Raw genomic sequence first — 20,328 nt, forward strand, 5'->3', positions numbered from 1 at the left:
TTAGAAATTACGGAATAGTTTTATCAATAGAAATGCCCTTTCGGCATAATGAATTTTATACCTAGCGATTTTTGAAGCATAGCTTTCCCTGGAACTATTTGCGACCGATTGCAAAAAGTCAAGTCCGGTGAAAAAGCAGACAATAAATCTTTGTAACTAATCTCTAGTTACGTTCTTGTTTTTGGATTTTGTTTTTGGGAATATTGTAGTTTATTATAACATGTTCACGAGGTCACTCTACATACGGTTTAAATATTCCTTATTTGGTTGATACTCAATTTTATCTATTGCTCACTATAAATAGATAGTTCTCCATCCTATCTAAGCACAAAATAAAAAGCTAGGATAAAGCGTTCTAATTACTTTTTTTATTATGAAATTTTTGTGACAATTAAATATCATAAAAAAGCACCTTTTTCGATTTAGCTTCTATAACCTGGCACTTTAATGACATTTATAGGGATTTATCGACATTTATAAAGCGTCAATTTTACGTTTTAAATCACGGATTGCACCGATTGCACGGATATTTGTTCTATTTGAAGGGTGTCTATTAGGATTAAAAGATGGATTGATAAGGAATTTCAACTTAAAGTTGGAGGTTGGAAATCGGAGGTTGATTACTTGGTACCGGGTATTAGGCACTCCGCACTCAATACTTTGTGTTGGGTAATGAAAGGATAAGGGCGCTAAGGGGGGATAAAGACTTGTATTTAAAACTTAATGGTGCTTAAAAAAAAGACGGGTAATCATAATAATTAAGGCAATGACAAACAGGAGTATGGAAATACGGTTCATGCCGTGCATCAACTTGATATTGGTGTTTGTTGGGGCATCGGGATCCCTTTTCTTGATATATAAATAACGTAAAATTTGATCGAAAATCTTTTTCATATCCAGGTACAATTACTTATCCAAAAGTACAAAAATGCCACCCCTTAATCAAAAAGCCAATCTAAAAATCCGGGCATTAAAAATCTGTACATTAAACATCTGTACATTAAACATCTGTGCCATCCGTGTCATCCGTGATCATTATTTCCTTGGCCGCTTTCGCTGAGGCCGTGCCATCACCTAACATCGTCCACAACATGGCATAATCCGCTTTTAATTGTTGCTGTTTGTGATCATCTTTCAACAATAGGGTCAATTCTTTGAGCAGGTTCTCCTCGGTAAGATCATGTTGGATCAATTCTTTTACGACCGGCTTATCCATGATCAAGTTGACGAGGGAAATATACTTGACTTTGATCAACCTCTTGGCGAAGAAATAAGATACCGGGCTTCCTTTATAGCAAACAACCTCCGGCACACCGAACAAGGCTGTTTCAAGCGTTGCCGTGCCGCTGGTTACCAAGGCTGCGGAACTTTGCAAAAGCAATGAATACGTTTTTCCTTTTACCGTGGAAACATTCGGGTAGGCCGATGTATAGGTCTCCAGGAAACTATCTTCCAAGCTAGGCGCTTGCGCAACTATAAATTGATATTCGGGGAAATATTTAGCGACCGACAACATGATCGGCAATTTCTCTTTTACTTCCTGCTTGCGGCTTCCTGGTAATAAAGCGATGATCGGTTTATCTGAAAAAGGCGGCGCTTGTAAATGCTCCCTGGCATCTTTAATCACTTCAATTAACGGATGCCCGACGTAGGTAACATCATAATTCCATTTCTTGTAAAACTCCTGCTCAAAGGGTAGGATGCATAGCATTTTATCAACACACTCCCTGATCTTCTTCACCCGGCCTTCCTTCCATGCCCACACTTGCGGGGAAATATAATATACTACTTTAAGACCTTGCTGCTTAGCCCATTCCGCGATCCTCAGGTTAAATCCCGGGTAATCGATCAATACCAACACATCAGGCTGAAAATTAGCGATATCCTGCTTGCAGGCATCCAGGTTCTTAAAAATGGTTCTCAGGTTCATCACCACCTCCACGAAACCCATAAAGGCCAAGTCGCGGTAATGCTTCACCACTTTAGCCCCGGCTTGTTCCATCATATCTCCTCCCCATGCCCTGATATCGGCTTCCGGGTCTAAAACTTTGAGTTGCTTAATTAGGTTACTGCCATGCAAATCCCCTGAAGCTTCCCCAGCAATTATGTAATATTTCATGAAAATCCTTTTTCTTCTTTTGCCACGGTGGCTAAGGCAAATTTACCGGAAGATTTTGAGCAACAAAATTATAATTGCATACAACATTGTTACTAAGAAGATTCCCTTGGCGGTAATATCTCTTCTTTTCCGGGTATAGAGGTAGAATACGAGGCCGTTTGCGATCAGGCATAAACTCATCACTTTAGGTAACAACATGAAATGGTTGATACTGATAAGATCCAATAACTGCGAGAAGGAATACCCCTTCTGCACCCTGGCATATATCCAATACAACACAAAGGCTAATACCGGGGTTAGAAATCCCAAGATCATACCTAATGTGAGATTGTCTTTCTTGAGCATAGTTTTATAGAATAGGATTTTATAGATAAGGATTCATTATAGCTTCCAATCTTTCGAAAGCTTTTCCTTTAGTTGATAGCTTGTTAAATCAAATTGTACCGGCACCAGCGAGGCGTAATCGTTCTCTAAGGCCCAAACATCGGTATCATTACCGGAATCAAGGTTCTTAAATTCACCGGTCAACCAGTAATATTTCTTTCCATGCGGATCTCTCCTTTCATCAAATTCCTCCACCCATTTGGCATTCGCCTGGCGGCAAATTTTAATGCCTTTAAACTGCTCCCTGCTAACTTCTGGGATGTTGACATTAAACAGGGTACCCCTGGGCAAGTCGGTTGTCAACATTTTATCCGCCACATCTTCTACCACTTCTTTGCAAATCGTGAAATCTGCATCAAAACTATAGTCCAAGTATGAAAATCCTGCCGATGGTATACCTTCTATCGCGGCTTCCATAGCGGCCGACATTGTACCTGAATAGATGATGTTAATCGAATGATTCGCCCCGTGATTAATACCACTAAGGCATATAGTGGGCACCTGTCCTTTTAAAATCTTATCCCTGGCTAGTTTCACACAATCTACGGGTGTGCCGGAACATTGCCAAGCCTCGATTCCATCGAAAATATCCACGGGATCTAACCGGAGCGGTACGCCGATAGTGATGGCATGCCCTTTCCCCGATTGCGGGCTATCCGGCGCCACGACAACAATCCGTCCTTTACCATGCACGGCTTCAATCAAAGCACGGATACCCGGCGCTGTAATACCATCATCATTTGTTACTAAGATTATAGGTTCGTTCTTCTTTGCCACGGCAGATAAATTTATATTCAAATGTACGTTCTTAGTAACAAGCAACCAATTGTATTTACGGTAAAGCCGGGTATCGTTACATTATTTTTATATAAACAAGTGCTTACAAATCAGATTTTTGCAACTTACGGTAAATAAGGTAAATGAAAATTGCAATGTAAATTAGTGTTGCGATGAGATAGGTTTCGGTGTTATATTCTGATGAAAAACCGCTTTTGCCCGGTAATTTATCAAGTCCCGGGATCGGGATCATTTCATCAGATACCTGCAAGGGTAAGAAATTACCAACTTCGCCTCCTATATACCGGTTCAATAAGAAACGAACCAAGGATTCTCCTCCTAAAATCGCGTACATAAAATATATAGCGATCGACAATGCCGCCCTTTTTACGTACACCCCTATAAACAATGCCGCCAACAGGTAATCCAATGATTGTAAAAAGCTATAAAAAATATAAGTGGTTCCCTTGTTAACATTCAACAGGTCATCTACTTCATAACCTGCGATCCAACCGGTCAAAGCAATCAACACTGTTGAAAACAAGGCGAGGATAAATATGGGCATCAACTTGGCATAGAAAAACTGTTGCCTGCTCCAACCATCGATTATGTTTTGGCGCATGGTCCTGTAGGTATGTTCATTGGTAATCATTAAGATCACCAGCATACCCAGCAAGATAATATTGTAACTACCCCAATAAGCAGTGAATTGCCAAAGGTTAGGGTAAGCTGTTATCAAGGTGCTGAAAGCGCTTAATTGCTCATCCAGTTTCTTTACTACCTGAACAAATACGATCGGGAACGGGATGGCAAACAGGGCTAATATAATCCAGAATGCTTTATAGCCTTTAACTTTAAACCATTCTACTCTAAGAAGTTTATACATCGACTGATTTAATTACGTGATGGAAAATGACGGTTTAGATTTGGAAAAGAAACGGTTAATTGGTCAATTCCATGAACTTGGCTTCCAAGCTCTTCTTGCGGATCGACAGATGTGTTAACACGATTCCCTGCTCGAAACAATATTGATTTAATTGCGCGGTGCCGACTGGCTCGTTGAAAGTAACATGCAAAGTACTGCCTACCTCCTGTACATGTTTTACCGAAGGCATTTCTTTAATGACCGCTGCCAGTTTTCCAAGATCATCACTTTTAACTTCGATCGTATCTTCATGCGAAAGCACTTCGTTCACGATGCCCGTTGTAAGCATATCACCTTTCTTTAAAATAGCCATATGGGTACAAACTTTCTCTACCTCATCCAGTAAGTGACTCGCCATGATTACCGTTTTCCCCGATTTATTTAAATCCTGGATCAGTTTGCGTATTTCTGCAATACCGGCAGGATCCAAACCATTGGTAGGTTCATCAAACAAAAGTACTTCTGGGTCTCCCAGCAGCGCTGCCGCGATGGCCAAGCGTTGTTTCATCCCGAGGGAATAGGTGCTGAACTTGGATTTCCTGCGTTCGTACAAACCTGTAATTTTCAGCGCTTCACCGATGCGTTCTTCTCCTTTCCCCTTGATAGCAGCCACGATTTGCAAGTTCTTTTCGCCGGAATAGTAGTGGTAGAAATTAGGTGTTTCCAAAAGGGTGCCGATGCGCTTCCTGTTTTCATGGTTGGTGCCCAGCCCAAACCAACTGTAAGCTCCTTCATCGGATTTCAAAACATCCATGATAATGCCGAGCAAAGTGGTCTTCCCACTACCATTGGGTCCTAGGATTCCAAATACACTCCCTGTTGGCACATCGAAACTAACTTGCGTCAAAGCTCTAACTGGCCCGTAACTCTTGGAGATATTGTTAAGGGATAATACATTATTTTCCAAAGAATAGGATTTTTGTTGATATAAATATATAATTTGAATTTGATCGGTTCTAATTTCTTTTAGTTCCTGATAGGTTTACCGGTTTTAATTACGCTCAGCAATCTTTCCAAGGTCTTACGTTCGCCGGCCAAACTAAGGAATGCTTCCCTTTCGAGATCCAGCAAATATTGCTCGCTCACCTGGGACATTTCAGTCAAATCACCACCACACATCACGTATGCTAATTTTTGCGCGATTTTAGCATCATGTTCGGATATATAATTACCGAACTTCATACCGTTAATTCCCGCTAAAAGTGCGCCCAATGCACCTCTCCCCAATACCTTTACATCCGTTCTTTCTTGTGGCTTCGTATATCCTGCATCCGCTAATTCAATGGCGCGGGTCTTAGCATCTGCAATTAACCTCGACAAGTTCATCGTAACCAGGTCTTTCCCTTCATCCAATATACCCATCCCATATGCTTCCTGCGCGGAAGTAGCCACCTTTGCAGTGGCAATGGTCATGTACCGATCCTGTAAATGCGGTAATTCAATTTGCCCGGCATGGTATTCATCGCTAGCCCGGACGGTCATTTCCTTGGTTCCGCCGCCACCGGGAATGAGACCTACGCCCATTTCCACCAAGCCGATATAAGTTTCGGCCGCGGCCTGTACACTATCGGCATGTAAACACATTTCGCATCCGCCGCCTAACGTTAATGCATGTGGCGCTACCACTACCGGGATCGAAGAATACCGGAGCCGCATCGTGCTTCTTTGAAATAAGCGCACTGCCATATCCAGCTCATCGTATTCCTGTTCGGCAGCCAACATGAAAATCATACCCACGTTAGCTCCCGCGGAGAAGTTCGTGCCGTCGTTACCGATCACTAATCCCCTGAAATCCTTTTCCGCACGGTCTACCGCTTTATTCACTGCATCCAGCACTTCCCCTCCGATCGTATTCATCTTCGTTTTCCAATCCAGGCAAACGATTCCATCCCCCAGGTCATACAAATGGCTGACGCTGTTCTTCCAAACAATGTTGCTTGATTTATTTTCCAGGATGATGAAGTTCTCAGCGCCCGGAATACTTTCATATGACTTCGAGGCTTGATTATAATAAAGTTTTTTCCCATCTTCAACCTTGTAGAAAGTTTCATTCCCGTTAGCCAACATCTCTTCCACCCAGGGAGCTACCGTTAAGCCATTCGCTTTGATCGTTTCGATACCGGCTTTTACGCCGATTACATCCCAGGTTTCGAAGGCTCCGATTTCCCAACCGAAACCGGCTTTCATTGCATCATCGACCTTATACAAATCATCCGCAATGCCCGGGATGCGGTGCGAGATATAAGAGAATAAATATGCATGGAACATTTGATAGAACTGCCCGGCTTTATCGCCGGCCGCGGCGAGCATCTTGATCCTCTTTTTCAAATCCTCTACCGGTTTCGCGGCATCGATACCCGCGAATTTGGCTCTTACCTTGGGGCCATATTCCATGGTTTCCAAGTTGAGCGTTAATATCTCCTTGCCTTTACCTGTTTTTGTTTTCTTGTAGAAACCTTGACCGGTTTTATCTCCCAACCAATTGTTCTCCACTACCTTTTGAAGGAACGACGGTATTTTAAAGATGGCAATCGCTTCATCATCAGGACAATTTTCAGCTACTCCTTTCGCAACTTTCACCAGTGTATCTATCCCGACCACATCGGCAGTGCGGAAAGTAGCGGATTTGGGTCTACCGATGATAGGCCCGGTTAAGGCATCAATCTCATCGATGCTCAAACTCATTTGTTGCATGATATGGAATATCGCCATGATAGAGAATACGCCTACCCTGTTTGCTATAAAAGCAGGGGTATCTTTACAAAGCACGGTGGTTTTGCCAAGGTATAAGTCGCCGTATTCCATCAGGAAGTCCACCACCCCGGGTAATGTCTGTGGTGTGGGAATAATTTCCAACAACCTTAGATACCTCGGGGGATTAAAGAAGTGAGTGCCGCAGAAATGCTTTTGAAAGTCCTCGCTCCGGCCCTGGCTCATCAGGTGAATAGGAATGCCGGATGTATTAGAAGTAACAAGCGTACCGGGTTTACGGAATTGTTCGACCTGTTCGAATACCTGTTTCTTGATATCCAGGTTTTCAACTACCACTTCGATCACCCAATCCACACCGGCTATATCTTTCATATTATCGGTAAAGTTCCCGGTGGTGATGTGTTTCACGGCATCCTTGGTAAAAACAGGGGAAGGGTTCGATTTAAGCGCAGCTTGCAAAGCATCATTCACGATCCTGTTTTTAACGGCAGGATGATCCAGGCTGAGATTCTTCTTGCTTTCCTGCTCCGTTAAACTTTTTGGGGCAATATCAAGCAGTAATACTTTCACGCCAATTCCTGCAAAATGGCAGGCAATCCTAGATCCCATTACACCTGAGCCTAAAACGGCTACTTTATTGATTCTTCTTTGCATGATTTAGCTTGCTTTTTATCGGTTAACGATACTATTTCTTCGTGGAAATTTAGATAGATGAATATACTTGTTTTTTTTGAGAATGGGACAACCCGGAAGTGACAACGACCAATGGTAACCTAATAATTAACATGACTTTAAAACAAAAAAAGCCAACGCTTGGAGTTAGCGTTGGCTTTTTCAATATAATTTTACTTTACCTCGGTATCAGCTTACGCCGCTACCCGGGCTTACCGTATCGGAAGGATTCACGAATACCAATTTCCCATCTTTATCTTCAGCCATCAGGATCATACCTTGGCTTTCTATCCCCCTCATTTTCCGTGGAGCCAAGTTGGCTACCAAGGTCACCTGTTTACCTACGATATCGCCAGGTTGGTAATGCATCGCGATACCGGATACAACGGTTCTTTGTTCAAAACCTAAATCCACGGTAAGTTTTAACAACTTATCCGCTTTTTGTACTTTCTCCGCGGCGGTAATCGTACCTACTTTCAGATCGATCTTAGCGAAATCATCGAATTGAATTTCCGGTTTAATATTTACTTCCGGTTCCGGTTCGGGGGTTGGTTCGCTTGTAGTAGGATTAGCCGCCATCGCCCTCTTCAGGCCTTCGTGCAATTTATCCACCTGGGCTTTCACCACTTCATCTTCCACCTTGCTAAACAATAATTCCGGGGCTCTCAATGAATATCCAACGCTAACCAATTTCATACTACCGGCATTTTCCCAATCCAACATGCGGTCTACCACTTTCAGCATATGGCAAACTTTCTTCGCGGTGAAAGGCATGAAAGGGTTCATCAGGATGGCCAGGTTAGCTGTCAATTGTAAACAAACATGTAAACAATTATCGATCAATTTTTGCGCATCGGGATCACTTTCCAAGTTTTTCGCAACGATCCAAGGCTGTTTTTCTTGCAAATAGCGGTTGCCTTCGCGGGCTACGTTCATCATTTCTGCCAATGCATCGCGGAATCGGAAGTTTTCCAGGGCATCGCCCACTTTTTGCTTTGCCTGTTGCAGCATTGCCACGATGGCTTCGTCCTTTTCATCTTTCAGTTCCACGTGGTAGGGGGGAACTTTTCCACCGCATAATTTATGCATCAGCACCATGGTGCGGTTCACGAAATTACCGAGGATGGCAACTAACTCATTATTGTTACGATCTTGGAAATCTTTCCAAGTGAAATCATTATCTTTTGTTTCTGGCGCCGTACTGCACAATACGTATCTCAATACATCCTCTTGCCCCGGAAAATCTTTCACGTATTCGTGCACCCATACGGCCCAGTTACGTGAAGTAGAAACTTTTTCGCCCTCTATATTCAGGAACTCGTTTGCCGGGACATTGTCGGGCAATACGAAGCCTCCATGAGCTTTTAACATTGAGGGGAAGATGATACAGTGAAAAACGATATTGTCTTTCCCGATAAAATGCACCAGCTTGGTATCTTCTTTACACCAATAGTTTTCCCAATCCTGTGTAAGTTCCTTGGTGGCGGAGATGTACCCGATCGGGGCATCGAACCAAACGTACAACACCTTACCTTCGGCACCCTCGATCGGCACCTGGATACCCCAGGAGCTGTCGCGGGTCATAGCGCGGCTTTGCAAGCCATTATCCAACCAGCTTTTACATTGGCCGTACACGTTATTTTTCCATTCTTTATGACCATCGATGATCCATTCCTTTAACCAGGGCTCATATTGCTGTAAAGGCATGTACCAGTGCTTGGTTTTCTTTTTAATGGGAACGGCATCGCTGAGAGCAGAATGCGGGTTGATCAATTCATCGGGACTGAGCGCGGTGCCGCAGCGTTCGCATTGATCGCCGTAAGCTTTCTCATTACCGCATTTGGGGCAAGTACCGATAATATAACGATCCGCCAGGAAGATTTGCTTCTTCTCATCGTAATACTGCTCGCTTTCCCTTTCTTCGAAAAGGCCGTCTTCATACATCTTCTTGAAGAAAGCGGCGGCGGTTTCATGATGCGTTTTATTGGAAGTCCTGGAAAAAATATCGAAAGAAATTCCCATCGCTGCAAAGCTATCGCGGATGATCGCGTAATATTTGTCTACAATATCTTGAGGAGAAACACCTTCTTGCATCGCCTTGATGGTAATAGGCACCCCATGTTCATCGGTACCACCGATAAACTTTACATCCGCTTTCTTCGCGCGGAGATAACGAACATAGATATCGGATGGCAAATAGCAACCGGCAAGGTGGCCGATGTGAACAGGGCCATTTGCATAAGGAAGCGCGGCGGTAACTAGATACCTGTTAAATTGTTTCATATTGTTAATAAATCCGTAATGTTAAAAATCCCCTAATCGTTGATCCGGTTTTGGAATGTCCAAAACAATTTACCAATTTAGCCGCTAGAGCAACCAGGGCAATTGACCGCGCTAATTTAAGTACAAAAATCAATACTGTAGCAGGTTTCAAGCCCTTAAATTGCTAGGAAGTTAAATTTATCTAACAACAATTAATCAGCAAAGGTAAATAAAGCGTATTAGAATGATAAAAATTCCCCCATATCTTAAAAAAGGTGATCTCATCGGCATCACCTGCGCCAGTAGCAAAATGGAGCTTCACCAAGCCGAATATGCCGCCAAAGTGCTTGAATCCTGGGGTTTCCGGGTATACCTCGGTATCACGGTCGGCACCAGTTTCCATAATTTTTCCGCCCCGGATGAACTAAGACTCGAAGAGCTCCAGGACATGCTGGATCACCCTGAAATTAAAGCGATCCTGTTCGGGAGAGGCGGCTACGGGATGATTTGCCTGCTGGATCAATTGAATCTCAACAAGTTCAAGAAGCATCCCAAGTGGGTTTGCGGCTATAGTGATGTGACGGCTTTGCATTCGCATATTTACCAAAAAACCGGGATCGCGACATTGCATAGCCCGATGTGTTCCGGCATTACGCAGGTAACGCAAGGGAATCAATACGTACAAAGCTTGCACGATGCCCTTACCGGGAAAAAGTATAAATATGAATTTGCAGCCCACGAACTGAATCGCCCCGGCAAAGCCAAAGGGCATTTGGTGGGCGGCAACCTGACCTTGTTGGCAGGACTTTGCGGCTCAAAATCCCAGGCTAAGACCAAGGGCGCCATTTTATTCTTGGAAGACATCGGGGAATACCGCTACAGTGTTGACCGGATGATGTACACCCTCAAGAGAGCCGGTTATCTCGAGGATCTTGCCGGGATGATCGTCGGCTCATTTACCGAGTCCAAAGACACTCAAACTCCATTTGGACAAAATGAATTTGAGATCATACATAATATCGTGCAGGAATATGATTTCCCTGTATGTTATAATTTCCCCGTCGGGCATCAACATGAAAATTACGCCCTGAAACACGGGATGATGCACGAATTAAAAATCGGGGCAGATTGTTTGCTGCGGGAAATTAAAAACTGATTTGCTGGATCCGGTCACATGCGGGATTCGGTCACATGTGGGATTCGGTCGCGACCGAATCCCGCAAAATCCCGGATCATTGTTCCAACAATGAATCCAATTTTTCTAAAAACACCGGGAAACCTGCCAGGTCATTATGTTTACCACCGGGAACTGTTATAAATTCATCGGCGGGATTTTTAAATAATGCTGCCAATTTCTTACCGGATTCATAAGGTACCACATCATCGGCAGTGCCATGGAATATATTGATCGGGGCAGTAACCTTTGGTAAATATTGATATGTAGGCAAAGGAAATTTCAATATCCAATTCAAGGGATAAACAGCTCCGTAGGTACCGGCAATATCAGGTATGCTGTAATACGGTGTTTCCAAGATCAATCTTTTACAATCCCGGATGCTCGCCAATTCGGTAGCCACGGCGGTTCCTATGGATTTCCCATAAATGATGATTTGCCCGGGTTCAAACCTTTTTCTTGCCAACCGGTACATGACCAATGCATCATCAAACATCCCTTGCTGCGTTAATTTCCCCCTGCTTTTACCGAAACCGCGGTAATCCATCATCAACACGTCATAGCCTTTTCTTGTAAAGTTGCCGGCGTATTTCGCGTAGGCAGAAATATTGTTCGCATTACCATGAAAATACAGTACGATCCCCTTCGCGGAATCGGCTTTGAACAAAACGGCGCTAAGTTGTTCATGGTCGTTTACTGGGATCGTTATTTCTTCGAATGGTTGGTTGAACCGGAACTTAAAATCATCTTGCAGCACCTTCGGGTGAAAGATGATTTTTTCCTGGTAAAAATATAAGCCCAGGCCCCCCAGTACATATAATAATACCGCGATTAGCGTAATCCTGATAAATAATCTCTTTGATGCTACGGCCATAACCTTTTGCTATTAAAAAACAGGCATCAAGGTATGATCTCCTTGATGCCCCGGTATTTTACTAAATTATCTTTAATCGTCTATTTCAGGTACTAATTCCATACCGTAGGCTTCGGCTGTCAAGATACCAACCACCCTTACTGCTTCCAGGCGCGCCATATCAGGACTAAGCTCGATGATTTGCTGGGTATTATGCAGGAAATCGTAGGTAAAGAGCTTTCCGGCGAATGTGGAAACCCCGGCGATCCATTTGAGGATTTCATTAGCCAACAATATCGCTGTGGCACCATGCGTTGTTCCCAAGGCACCTGCGTCAAAATTGCGGTATTCATCGATCAATTCTTGGTTGCAACGGTAGCTGGCTGTTCTTTCATTATCTTTTAACGGTAAATTAAACCCGCCGAACCAAGACATCCAGTTATGTACTTCCGCGATGATGAAAGGTTTATCCTTTATAATACAAGCATCATTGATCACTAAATGCGTGGCTGCATCCTGGGAGCAATCCAAAACCAGGTCGAAATTTTCGATTAAGTCGCCCACGTTCCCCGGGTGTACCTGCAATAAAAAAGGGTAATGTTTCGTGAACGGGTTCAATCCCCATAAGCGGCTTGCTGCCATTTTAGCTTTATGCTTGCGGATATCCTGCATTTGGTAGAGCGGCATGCGGTGCAAATCTTCTTCCATCACTACGCCGAAATCTGCAATTCCAAGTACACCAACGCCGGAAGCGCTGAGGTATTGTAAAATAGGGCTACCCAATCCACCGGCGCCTACAACCAAAATCCTGGCTGCTTTTAAGCCTTCCTGCATATCGATGCCCATACCGGGTACGCCCATCGGGTGTTTGTATCTTAATATTTCTTTCTCTGTTAAAGCCATCACGGATTATTTTGAAATGGATTACACGGATTACACGGATTCTTGTGTTGTTTTTGTGTTGCTTGTTTTTGTGTTGTTTGTTTTTGAGTTTCCTTGGATTAATTTTCTTGAGGAAATTCTATGATAAATTTACTGCCTTTTCCAATGGCGCTTTCAACTTTGATTTTTCCTTTGTGTGCGTCTACTATCGCTTTAACGTAGGCTAAGCCTAGGCCGAAGCCTTTCACGTTATGAACGTTGCCGGTGTGGGCGCGGTAGAACTTCTCAAAGATTCTCGATACCGTATCTTTACTCATGCCGATACCATTGTCTGCTATAGAAAGCACCAGGCTTTTCTTGGTATTGGATGTTTGAATTTTTATCAACAAATCATCTTTCGAATATTTGATAGCATTATCCAACAGGTTGAATACCAGGTTGGAAAAATGCACTTCATCGGCTTGTATAATCGGTTGATGGGCATTCAACTGTAATTCTACTTTCCCATTCTTACTTTCTAATTGCAATTGTAAATTATCTACCGTGCTCGATATAACCTGGTGTACATCGATGGCGGTAAGTTTCATTACCAGTTCATCCTTTTCCAACAAGGAAGATTGCAAAATAGTTTCCACTTGCTTGTTCATCCGCTTGTTTTCTTCCTTGATAATACCGGAGAAATAGCGGATTTTATCCTTGTTTTCCATCACTTTTTCATTGCCGATGGCATCGATAGCGAGGGAGATGGTAGCCAGCGGTGTTTTTAACTCGTGCGTCATGTTATTGATAAAGTCAGACTTAATTTCAGACAATTTTTTCTGGCTGAATACAGTCCTGATTGTCAAGGCAAAAGCTAAAATAATGATGGTTGTAAATAGTACGTTCCCCACGATCATCAGTCCTAGGGATTTCCATAAACTTGGTTCGGGTACGATGAGCCAAAACTCGTCCGTCGTTACTGCCAGATCACTTAAATCATTGATTATCGGGCCATAGTAAGTAATAAAGCGGGTTGAATCTGCCAATTCGAACTGGCGGATAAAGTCGGGGGTTGTCATCCTGACAGTACTGCCAAAAACGCCTTTCGTGATGATTCCGAATTCGTAATCCGATTTCAACTTTTGCTTCTTGAAGGCTTCGTCCACATAATGGTGAATTTCTTGCGCAGAAACCTTGTTGATCGTGGTATTCAGGCGATATTCAGAGGTATATCCCTCGATATTGAAGCGGTTTCCCGAAGGGTCGAAAGTGGAGCCGGTGATACGGAGGGTCCTGCCCCCGTAGATCGGCATATCCGAAGGTTTCATTTTCTCGATAATGGAATCCAAAACCTGCCTGGTAGCGGTTTGCATCCGTTCGTTGTACGAATCGTGCTTCAATTGGACCGCGTTCATGATCCAATTGACCTGGATGGCAATACTACCGAGTAAGGATAAAGTAATTAGTACGACAATTACTGGAAAAATTTTCTTTAAAGGCCACATGTGCTTAATTCTGGGGCATAAATATACTCAAAGAAATCCGAGCCACCCACGAGAGATTTGTTAAAAAATATTATTTGCTATAGCAACTATAATACAAAATTAATAGCTCGAAAACCCATATCAGTCTAGCTTTATGAAAAAGGCATCACTTTAACGTAATTTTAACGGAGAATTTATATCGAAATTTCTGTCCGATTCCATACCTTTGCTTCAGAATCTTGGTACTAAATTTGCATAGTTCATAATGAACTTGGAAATGACTCCAAGAACACTACAAATTAGAGTTTAAATTTTCTACATACATCGACGTGGATTCGTTCCATAAGCGATTTAGATTTTGGTTGATAAAATGGTAAGGAGGTTGTCTAGCCTCCTTTTTCTTTTCCCCCTACTTTGTGCGCAAATCTATTTGTTATTTACAACGCATACCTTTACATTTGAATTGCAACAAATTCGTGGTATATGGCTTCTATTTCTCCTGGAAAATTGTTGATTGCAGATCCGTTTTTAAAAGATCCCCACTTTCATCGCAGCATCGTCCTGCTCTGCGACCATGAAGAAGATGAAGGCAGCTATGGGCTGATTCTCAACAAACCATTAGAAGGCAATTTGCAACAGTTATTACCCGATGTTTCCAACGATCAATTCCCAATTTATTACGGAGGCCCGGTACAAGTGAACAGCTTGCAGTTTATCCACAGGTCGCCCGGTTTACTCGAAGGGAGCGTCGAATTGCAAAATGGCTTATTCCTAGGCGGCGACTTTGATCAGTTGATGGAAAAGTTAAAATTAAATACGGTAGACCCGGGCCTGATCAAGTTTTTCATCGGCTATTCCGGTTGGGGAGAAGGACAATTGGCCGGGGAGCTCAAGGAACATAGCTGGATATTGAGCAATGCTATTGATATCCCGCTGGTATTTGACAAGGAAGAGCAGGAAGCCTGGAAGCAGGCATTGCGTGATACGGACAACCCCGATATTGCCATCATGGCTAATTATCCCATCGATCCGCAACTGAACTAGTTTTAGACATAAAAAAAACCGTCCCATGGAATTGGAACGGTCTTTTATGCATCAATCAATTTCTCTACAAATCGAAGACAACATTATTTCGCTGCACCTTCGACTAAAACAGTAGCCTTATTATTCAACACTTCTACGAATCCGCCAGAAATGGTGTAGTGTTCGGCGCTATTTTTATCTTTCAAAATCTTCATACCACCTTTACCCAATGCAGCGATGAGTGGGGCGTGTTTATCGAGGACTTCGAAAGAACCGTCTATACCCGGCAATTGCACTCCGTACACTTCTCCTGAGTATAGTTTTCTTTCCGGTGTTAATATTTCTAATAGCATGAATAAAAGTTAATACGTTAGGCGGTTGCGGCCGCTATATAAATAACCGTTTGAAGATAAACAACTTCAAACGGTTATATAATGATCTTATTTCTTAGCATCAGACAACAACTTCTTACCTTTCGCGATAGCATCATCGATGGTACCAACAAGGTTGAACGCTGCTTCAGGATATTCATCCACTTCACCATCCATGATCATATTGAAACCACGGATTGTTTCTTCGATCGGCACCAATACCCCTTTCAAACCGGTAAATTGCTCTGCCACGTGGAACGGTTGAGATAAGAAACGCTCAACACGACGGGCACGGGATACTGTTAATTTATCTTCGTCACTTAATTCATCCATACCGAGGATCGCGATGATATCTTGTAACTCTTTATAACGTTGCAAGATCATTTTCACACGTTGAGCACAGTTATAGTGCGCTTCACCAACTACGGTTGGAGACAAGATACGGGAAGTAGAATCCAATGGATCCACCGCCGGGTAGATACCTTTATCGGAAATCTTACGGCTTAATACCGTTGTCGCATCCAAGTGGGAGAATGTTGTTGCGGGAGCCGGATCCGTCAAGTCATCCGCAGGTACGTAAACCGCCTGTACGGAAGTGATGGAACCATTTTTAGTAGAAGTGATACGCTCTTGCATCAGCCCCATCTCCGTAGCCAATGTTGGTTGGTAACCTACCGCGGAAGGCATACGACCTAAAAGGGCAGATACTTCGGAACCAGCTTGGGTGAAACGGAAGATGTTGTCCACGAAGAACAGGATATCTTTACCACCACCGGCAGAACCGTCGCCATCACGGAAATATTCCGCCATGGTCAAACCAGACAAAGCTACACGGGCACGCGCACCCGGGGGTTCGTTCATCTGTCCGAATACGAAAGTAGCTTGCGAAGCAGCCAACGCATCTTTATCTACGGAAGCTAAATCCCAGCCACCGTGCTCCATGGATTCGATGAATTTCTCACCGTATTTCACGATACCCGCTTCGATCATCTCACGCATCAAGTCATTACCTTCACGGGTTCTTTCACCTACACCTGCAAAAACGGACAGACCTTCGTGGCCTTTCGCGATATTATTAATCAATTCCTGGATCAATACGGTTTTACCAACACCCGCACCACCGAAAAGACCGATTTTACCACCTTTTGCGTATGGTTCGATCAAATCGATCACCTTGATACCAGTGAATAATACTTCAGTTTCAGTTGCTAAATCTTCAAATTTTGGCGGTTGGCGGTGGATCGGATACCCATTGCTGCTATCCAACTGACCCAATCCGTCGATAGCTTCACCTACCACGTTAAATAAACGACCCTTAATCTGATCACCGATCGGCATCTTGATAGGAGCGCCTTTATCTACTACTTCCATGCCACGTACAAGGCCGTCCGTAGAGTCCATTGACACGGTACGAACACTGTCCTCACCTAAGTGTTGTTGTACTTCGAGGATGATTTTTTGTCCGTTTTCACGGGTCAATTCAAGGGCGTTGTAGATTTCGGGCAAATTTCCGTCAAAATGAACGTCCACTACGGGACCGATGATTTGTTTGATCTTACCTGTGTTAGGCATATTGCTATGTAGTTTATAAAATGCTATAAATGAGCTTGCGCAAAATTTCGCGCAAAGGTAAGCGTAAATGAAAGAAAACCCAAATTATAAAGAGGGAAAAATCGATTATCCGCTATAACCCGTTACTGTTCTATGAATTTTTGATGACTGGTTATCATTTTTAAGGTGTACATATTACCTTTATCGCTTACCAAATTAAGTTCCACCCTTATGACTTCCTTAAAAAACCAGCATGTCAACCGCCGCAGTTTCCTGGGAAACATCTCCAAAGCCGGACTACTAGGGGCTTTTGGGATGGCTCCTCTCGCCGGAACTGCTGCATCCATCCTGCAAAGAAACGAACATGATCCCGAAAAAAGAACAGAAGGCCATGTTTTTCTTTGCCCCCCGTACCTGCAAAATCCTACCGATACCAGTATTACCGTGATGTGGATTACGAACAAACCGACCTATAGCTGGGTCGAATTCGGTGAAGGTGATCAACTCGATATGAAGGCCCACCATGTGACCAACGGGCTTGTTGATGCCAATAATACCTTGCACAAGATTGTTTTGACGGATCTAAAACCCAATACAACTTACAAATACAAGGTAAAATCCAAAGAAATTGCAGAGTTTAAGCCATATCAACTTACATATGGCGAAACTATTGAAAGTGAGGTATTTGAATTTACTACCGTGAACCCGGATGCCAAGGAAATTTCCTGGTTGGTGCTTAACGACATACATGATCGCCCGCACTCCTTCAAGGATTTGATTTCTATGAACGGGAACGATCCATACGACTTCGTGTTCCTAAACGGCGATATGTTTGATTATCAAACCGGGGAACAACAGTTAATCGACCATCTTTTCACACCCACCACGGGCATGTTTGCGTCTGAAAAACCTTTTTATTTCGTAAGGGGTAACCATGAAACCCGGGGCAAATTTTCACGCAACATCGATGATTATTTCAGTAACCCGGAAGGCAGGTACTATTTCTCCTTCACCCGTGGACCCGTTCATGCCATCGTACTGGATACGGGCGAAGACAAAGAGGATGATCACCCGGTTTATGCAGGTATCGTTGATTTTGATCATTACCGCGAACAACAAAGGGATTGGCTATTGCGCGCCGTGAAAACCCCAGCGTTTAAAAAAGCGAAATTCCGCGTTGTCATGATGCATATACCGCATTACCATTCCGGCGAATGGCACGGAACAACGCATTGCCGCGAGCTATTCGGGCCGATCTTCAACGAGCATAATATCGATTTATTCATTGCAGGGCATACGCATCGCTACGGTGTTCATATGCCGGAGAAAGGCAAATTTGACTTCCCGATCGTTATCGGTGGCGGGCCGAAAGAAGGTTTACGTACATTGATCAAGATTAAAGCCGATCATAAAAACCTGTCCTTGAGAATGCTCAAGGATGATGGAACGGAAGTGGGGAAAGTTGACTTAAAATCGAAAAGATAAACCTCGTTCTGAATATTACCGAACCGCCTCAGCTATTGCATCGGGGCGGTTTTTTAGTTTGGTTTTGTTAAGGAAAATACCGGGATGCTTTCCCGGAACGTTCTTTGCCGGTTCCAGCTTCCATACCATTGCTGTTCGAAACTTGGCCTTTCAAGTTCTGGACTTGCTGATTTATTAAAATAAGCTAAAAACGCTGCTAGTTCAAGATTCCAAGCTCGGACCCCTATTGGGCGCATCGTTCTACTGATCGAAAATCGTGTTCGGCAGTGATTGAAATCTCACAAATGGAAGTTTATAGTTCAATAGTAAGTGCCTTTCCCTGTTCCATATAATTGTAATTGTCCTCAAATTGTACGCGGGTCCGAGCTTGGAAGCTCGAACCAGCAAGGAGGGAGATGTGGATGATTTGCTGCATTTCAGTGCTCCATATAATTGTAATTGTCCTCAAATTGTACGTGGGTCCGAGCTTGGAAGCTCGAACCAGCAAGGAGGGAGATGTGGATGATTTGCTGCATTTCCGTGCTCAATAAAATTGTAAACGTCCTCAAATTGTACGTGGGTCCGAGCTTGGAAGCTCGAACCAGCAAGGAGGGAGATGTGGATGATTTGCTGTATTTCCGTGCTCAATAAAATTGTAAACGCCCTCAAATTGTACCTGGGTCCGAGCTTGGAAGCTCGAACCAGCAAGGAGGGAGATGTGGATGATTTGCTGTATTTCCGTGCTCAATAAAATTGTAAACGCCCTCAAATTGTACCTGGGTCCGAGCTCGGAAGCTCGAACCAGCAAGGAGGGAGATGTGGATGATTTGCTGCCTTTCAGTGTTCCATATAATTGTAATTGTCCTCAAATTGTACGTGGGTCCGAGCTCGGAAGCTCGAACCAGCAAGGAGGGAGATGTGGAGGCAAAGTATTCAAAAAAAAAAAACGAACCCAGCGTTCGAAACAGTATACCACGGAGGATTAAAACTTATTTGCTAGGTTTGACGCTTTAAATTTTCTTCGGCTCAAGAACACTTAAACGGATCTTCGTCACCCGCAGCAGCTTTCTTATCATATGACCAACAAAAGTTCATCGCTTGGCTCGTGATGCTGATTAACCTGACCATTACTTTCATACCTTTCCTGCTGTCGGCAGCTTTTACGCTGGCGGTAGATTGCTCCCGGATATTTTTTAATGTATAACGTTCTGTTTTAAAAACATCTCCTTTACTTCTCAGGTACCGAACTTCGATTTCAACGTTATCCAATTGGTATTCAGTTTGATTTGAGATCGAGATTTTTAAGTCCTTGATGCCGCCTAAAAACCCCGTTTTATAATCGCCGTGATGAATCGTGATAAATTGATCCCAATTTTTCCGGAAATAAACCCTGCGATCTACGAAAGTAGGTTGCTGTTGTGTGAACTGTACTTCCTGCCGGTTGGCAATCTGTTGTGCAGTTTGGGCAGTTTGCTTGAGATTGGCTTGCAGGCTGCGGTTTTCATTCAATAAGCGCTCGTTAGCCGCTAATAGATTCTTTGCATGCCGACGTTCTTTATAAGCATCAACGGCAAATAATATCACAAAAAAAGCTAATATCCCTATAATAATCTTATTCCATGGCATATCATTCACATAGAAAAAATAATGCCAACAGGTGATGACATAAAAATGATGCCGATCAAACAAATAGTCT

Annotated in this window: 17 protein-coding genes; 3 read left to right on the top strand and 14 right to left on the bottom strand. The window is 43.3% G+C overall.

All coding sequences use genetic code 11. The features are described from left to right. Nucleotides 1–720: 720 nt before the first annotated feature. The 8 genes from COR50_RS22400 to metG all read right to left on the bottom strand — a co-directional run bounded on the left by COR50_RS22400 (nucleotide 721) and on the right by metG (nucleotide 9,872). Nucleotides 721–894 (bottom strand): DUF6728 family protein, encoded by a 174-nt coding sequence (locus tag COR50_RS22400; protein ID WP_198405754.1) that lies wholly within the window; start codon nucleotides 892–894, stop codon nucleotides 721–723. A gap of 106 nt (nucleotides 895–1,000) precedes the next feature. After that, nucleotides 1,001–2,119 (bottom strand): lipid-A-disaccharide synthase, encoded by a 1,119-nt coding sequence (gene lpxB, locus COR50_RS01425; RefSeq protein WP_098192317.1) that lies wholly within the window; start codon nucleotides 2,117–2,119, stop codon nucleotides 1,001–1,003. Nucleotides 2,120–2,161: 42 nt separating this feature from the next. Beyond that, entirely contained in the window at nucleotides 2,162–2,464 is a 303-nt protein-coding gene (locus COR50_RS01430) for a hypothetical protein (protein WP_098192318.1), read from the bottom strand. Nucleotides 2,465–2,500: 36 nt separating this feature from the next. Then, nucleotides 2,501–3,280 carry a 5'/3'-nucleotidase SurE gene (gene surE / locus COR50_RS01435; RefSeq protein WP_232516249.1) on the bottom strand — a complete coding sequence of 260 codons (780 nt, stop codon included), beginning with the start codon at nucleotides 3,278–3,280 and terminating at the stop codon, nucleotides 2,501–2,503. A gap of 103 nt (nucleotides 3,281–3,383) precedes the next feature. After that, complete coding sequence (locus tag COR50_RS01440) at nucleotides 3,384–4,166, bottom strand: ABC transporter permease (RefSeq protein WP_098192319.1); 783 nt, start codon at nucleotides 4,164–4,166, stop codon at nucleotides 3,384–3,386. Nucleotides 4,167–4,221: 55 nt separating this feature from the next. Then, nucleotides 4,222–5,112: an ABC transporter ATP-binding protein gene (locus COR50_RS01445; RefSeq protein ID WP_098192320.1), complete on the bottom strand. Its 891-nt coding sequence runs from the start codon at nucleotides 5,110–5,112 to the stop codon at nucleotides 4,222–4,224. Nucleotides 5,113–5,171: 59 nt separating this feature from the next. Next, nucleotides 5,172–7,571, bottom strand: coding sequence for a 3-hydroxyacyl-CoA dehydrogenase/enoyl-CoA hydratase family protein (locus COR50_RS01450; protein ID WP_098192321.1), 2,400 nt, complete (start codon nucleotides 7,569–7,571; stop codon nucleotides 5,172–5,174). A 207-nt stretch (nucleotides 7,572–7,778) separates the two neighbouring features. Then, complete coding sequence (metG, locus tag COR50_RS01455) at nucleotides 7,779–9,872, bottom strand: methionine--tRNA ligase (protein ID WP_098192322.1); 2,094 nt, start codon at nucleotides 9,870–9,872, stop codon at nucleotides 7,779–7,781. Nucleotides 9,873–10,095: 223 nt separating this feature from the next. On the opposite strand from metG, the gene COR50_RS01460 reads away from it, so the two are divergent. Next, nucleotides 10,096–11,007 (top strand): S66 peptidase family protein, encoded by a 912-nt coding sequence (locus COR50_RS01460; protein ID WP_198405755.1) that lies wholly within the window; start codon nucleotides 10,096–10,098, stop codon nucleotides 11,005–11,007. A gap of 76 nt (nucleotides 11,008–11,083) precedes the next feature. On the opposite strand, the gene COR50_RS01465 is transcribed toward COR50_RS01460, so the two are convergent. The 3 genes from COR50_RS01465 to COR50_RS01475 form a co-directional block, all read right to left on the bottom strand. Then, nucleotides 11,084–11,899, bottom strand: a complete 816-nt coding sequence (locus tag COR50_RS01465; protein WP_098192323.1) for an alpha/beta hydrolase — start codon at nucleotides 11,897–11,899, stop codon at nucleotides 11,084–11,086. Between the two features lie 72 nt (nucleotides 11,900–11,971). Beyond that, nucleotides 11,972–12,781, bottom strand: coding sequence for a HesA/MoeB/ThiF family protein (locus COR50_RS01470; protein ID WP_098192324.1), 810 nt, complete (start codon nucleotides 12,779–12,781; stop codon nucleotides 11,972–11,974). Between the two features lie 98 nt (nucleotides 12,782–12,879). Then, the gene (locus COR50_RS01475) at nucleotides 12,880–14,244 is read right to left on the bottom strand and encodes a sensor histidine kinase (RefSeq protein WP_098192325.1); all 1,365 of its coding nucleotides are present in this window, start codon (nucleotides 14,242–14,244) and stop codon (nucleotides 12,880–12,882) included. A 462-nt stretch (nucleotides 14,245–14,706) separates the two neighbouring features. On the opposite strand from COR50_RS01475, the gene COR50_RS01480 reads away from it, so the two are divergent. Further along, nucleotides 14,707–15,267, top strand: a complete 561-nt coding sequence (locus COR50_RS01480) for a YqgE/AlgH family protein (protein ID WP_098192326.1) — start codon at nucleotides 14,707–14,709, stop codon at nucleotides 15,265–15,267. Nucleotides 15,268–15,350: 83 nt separating this feature from the next. Here COR50_RS01480 and atpC read toward each other — a convergent pair whose 3' ends face one another. After that, the gene (atpC, locus tag COR50_RS01485; protein ID WP_098192327.1) at nucleotides 15,351–15,599 is read right to left on the bottom strand and encodes an ATP synthase F1 subunit epsilon; all 249 of its coding nucleotides are present in this window, start codon (nucleotides 15,597–15,599) and stop codon (nucleotides 15,351–15,353) included. Between the two features lie 87 nt (nucleotides 15,600–15,686). Next, nucleotides 15,687–17,189 carry a F0F1 ATP synthase subunit beta gene (atpD, locus tag COR50_RS01490; protein ID WP_098192328.1) on the bottom strand — a complete coding sequence of 501 codons (1,503 nt, stop codon included), beginning with the start codon at nucleotides 17,187–17,189 and terminating at the stop codon, nucleotides 15,687–15,689. 210 nt (nucleotides 17,190–17,399) lie between these two features. Between atpD and COR50_RS01495 the strand changes: the two genes are divergently transcribed. Then, nucleotides 17,400–18,653, top strand: coding sequence for a metallophosphoesterase (locus COR50_RS01495; protein ID WP_098192329.1), 1,254 nt, complete (start codon nucleotides 17,400–17,402; stop codon nucleotides 18,651–18,653). 1,005 nt (nucleotides 18,654–19,658) lie between these two features. Here the strand turns inward: COR50_RS01495 and COR50_RS01500 are convergent. Continuing rightward, on the bottom strand, nucleotides 19,659–20,258 hold the full coding sequence (locus COR50_RS01500; protein ID WP_098192330.1) for a hypothetical protein: 600 nt from the start codon (nucleotides 20,256–20,258) through the stop codon (nucleotides 19,659–19,661). Nucleotides 20,259–20,328 lie beyond the last annotated feature (70 nt).

It is taken from the genome of Chitinophaga caeni (assembly GCF_002557795.1).
GTDB lineage: Bacteria > Bacteroidota > Bacteroidia > Chitinophagales > Chitinophagaceae > Chitinophaga > Chitinophaga caeni.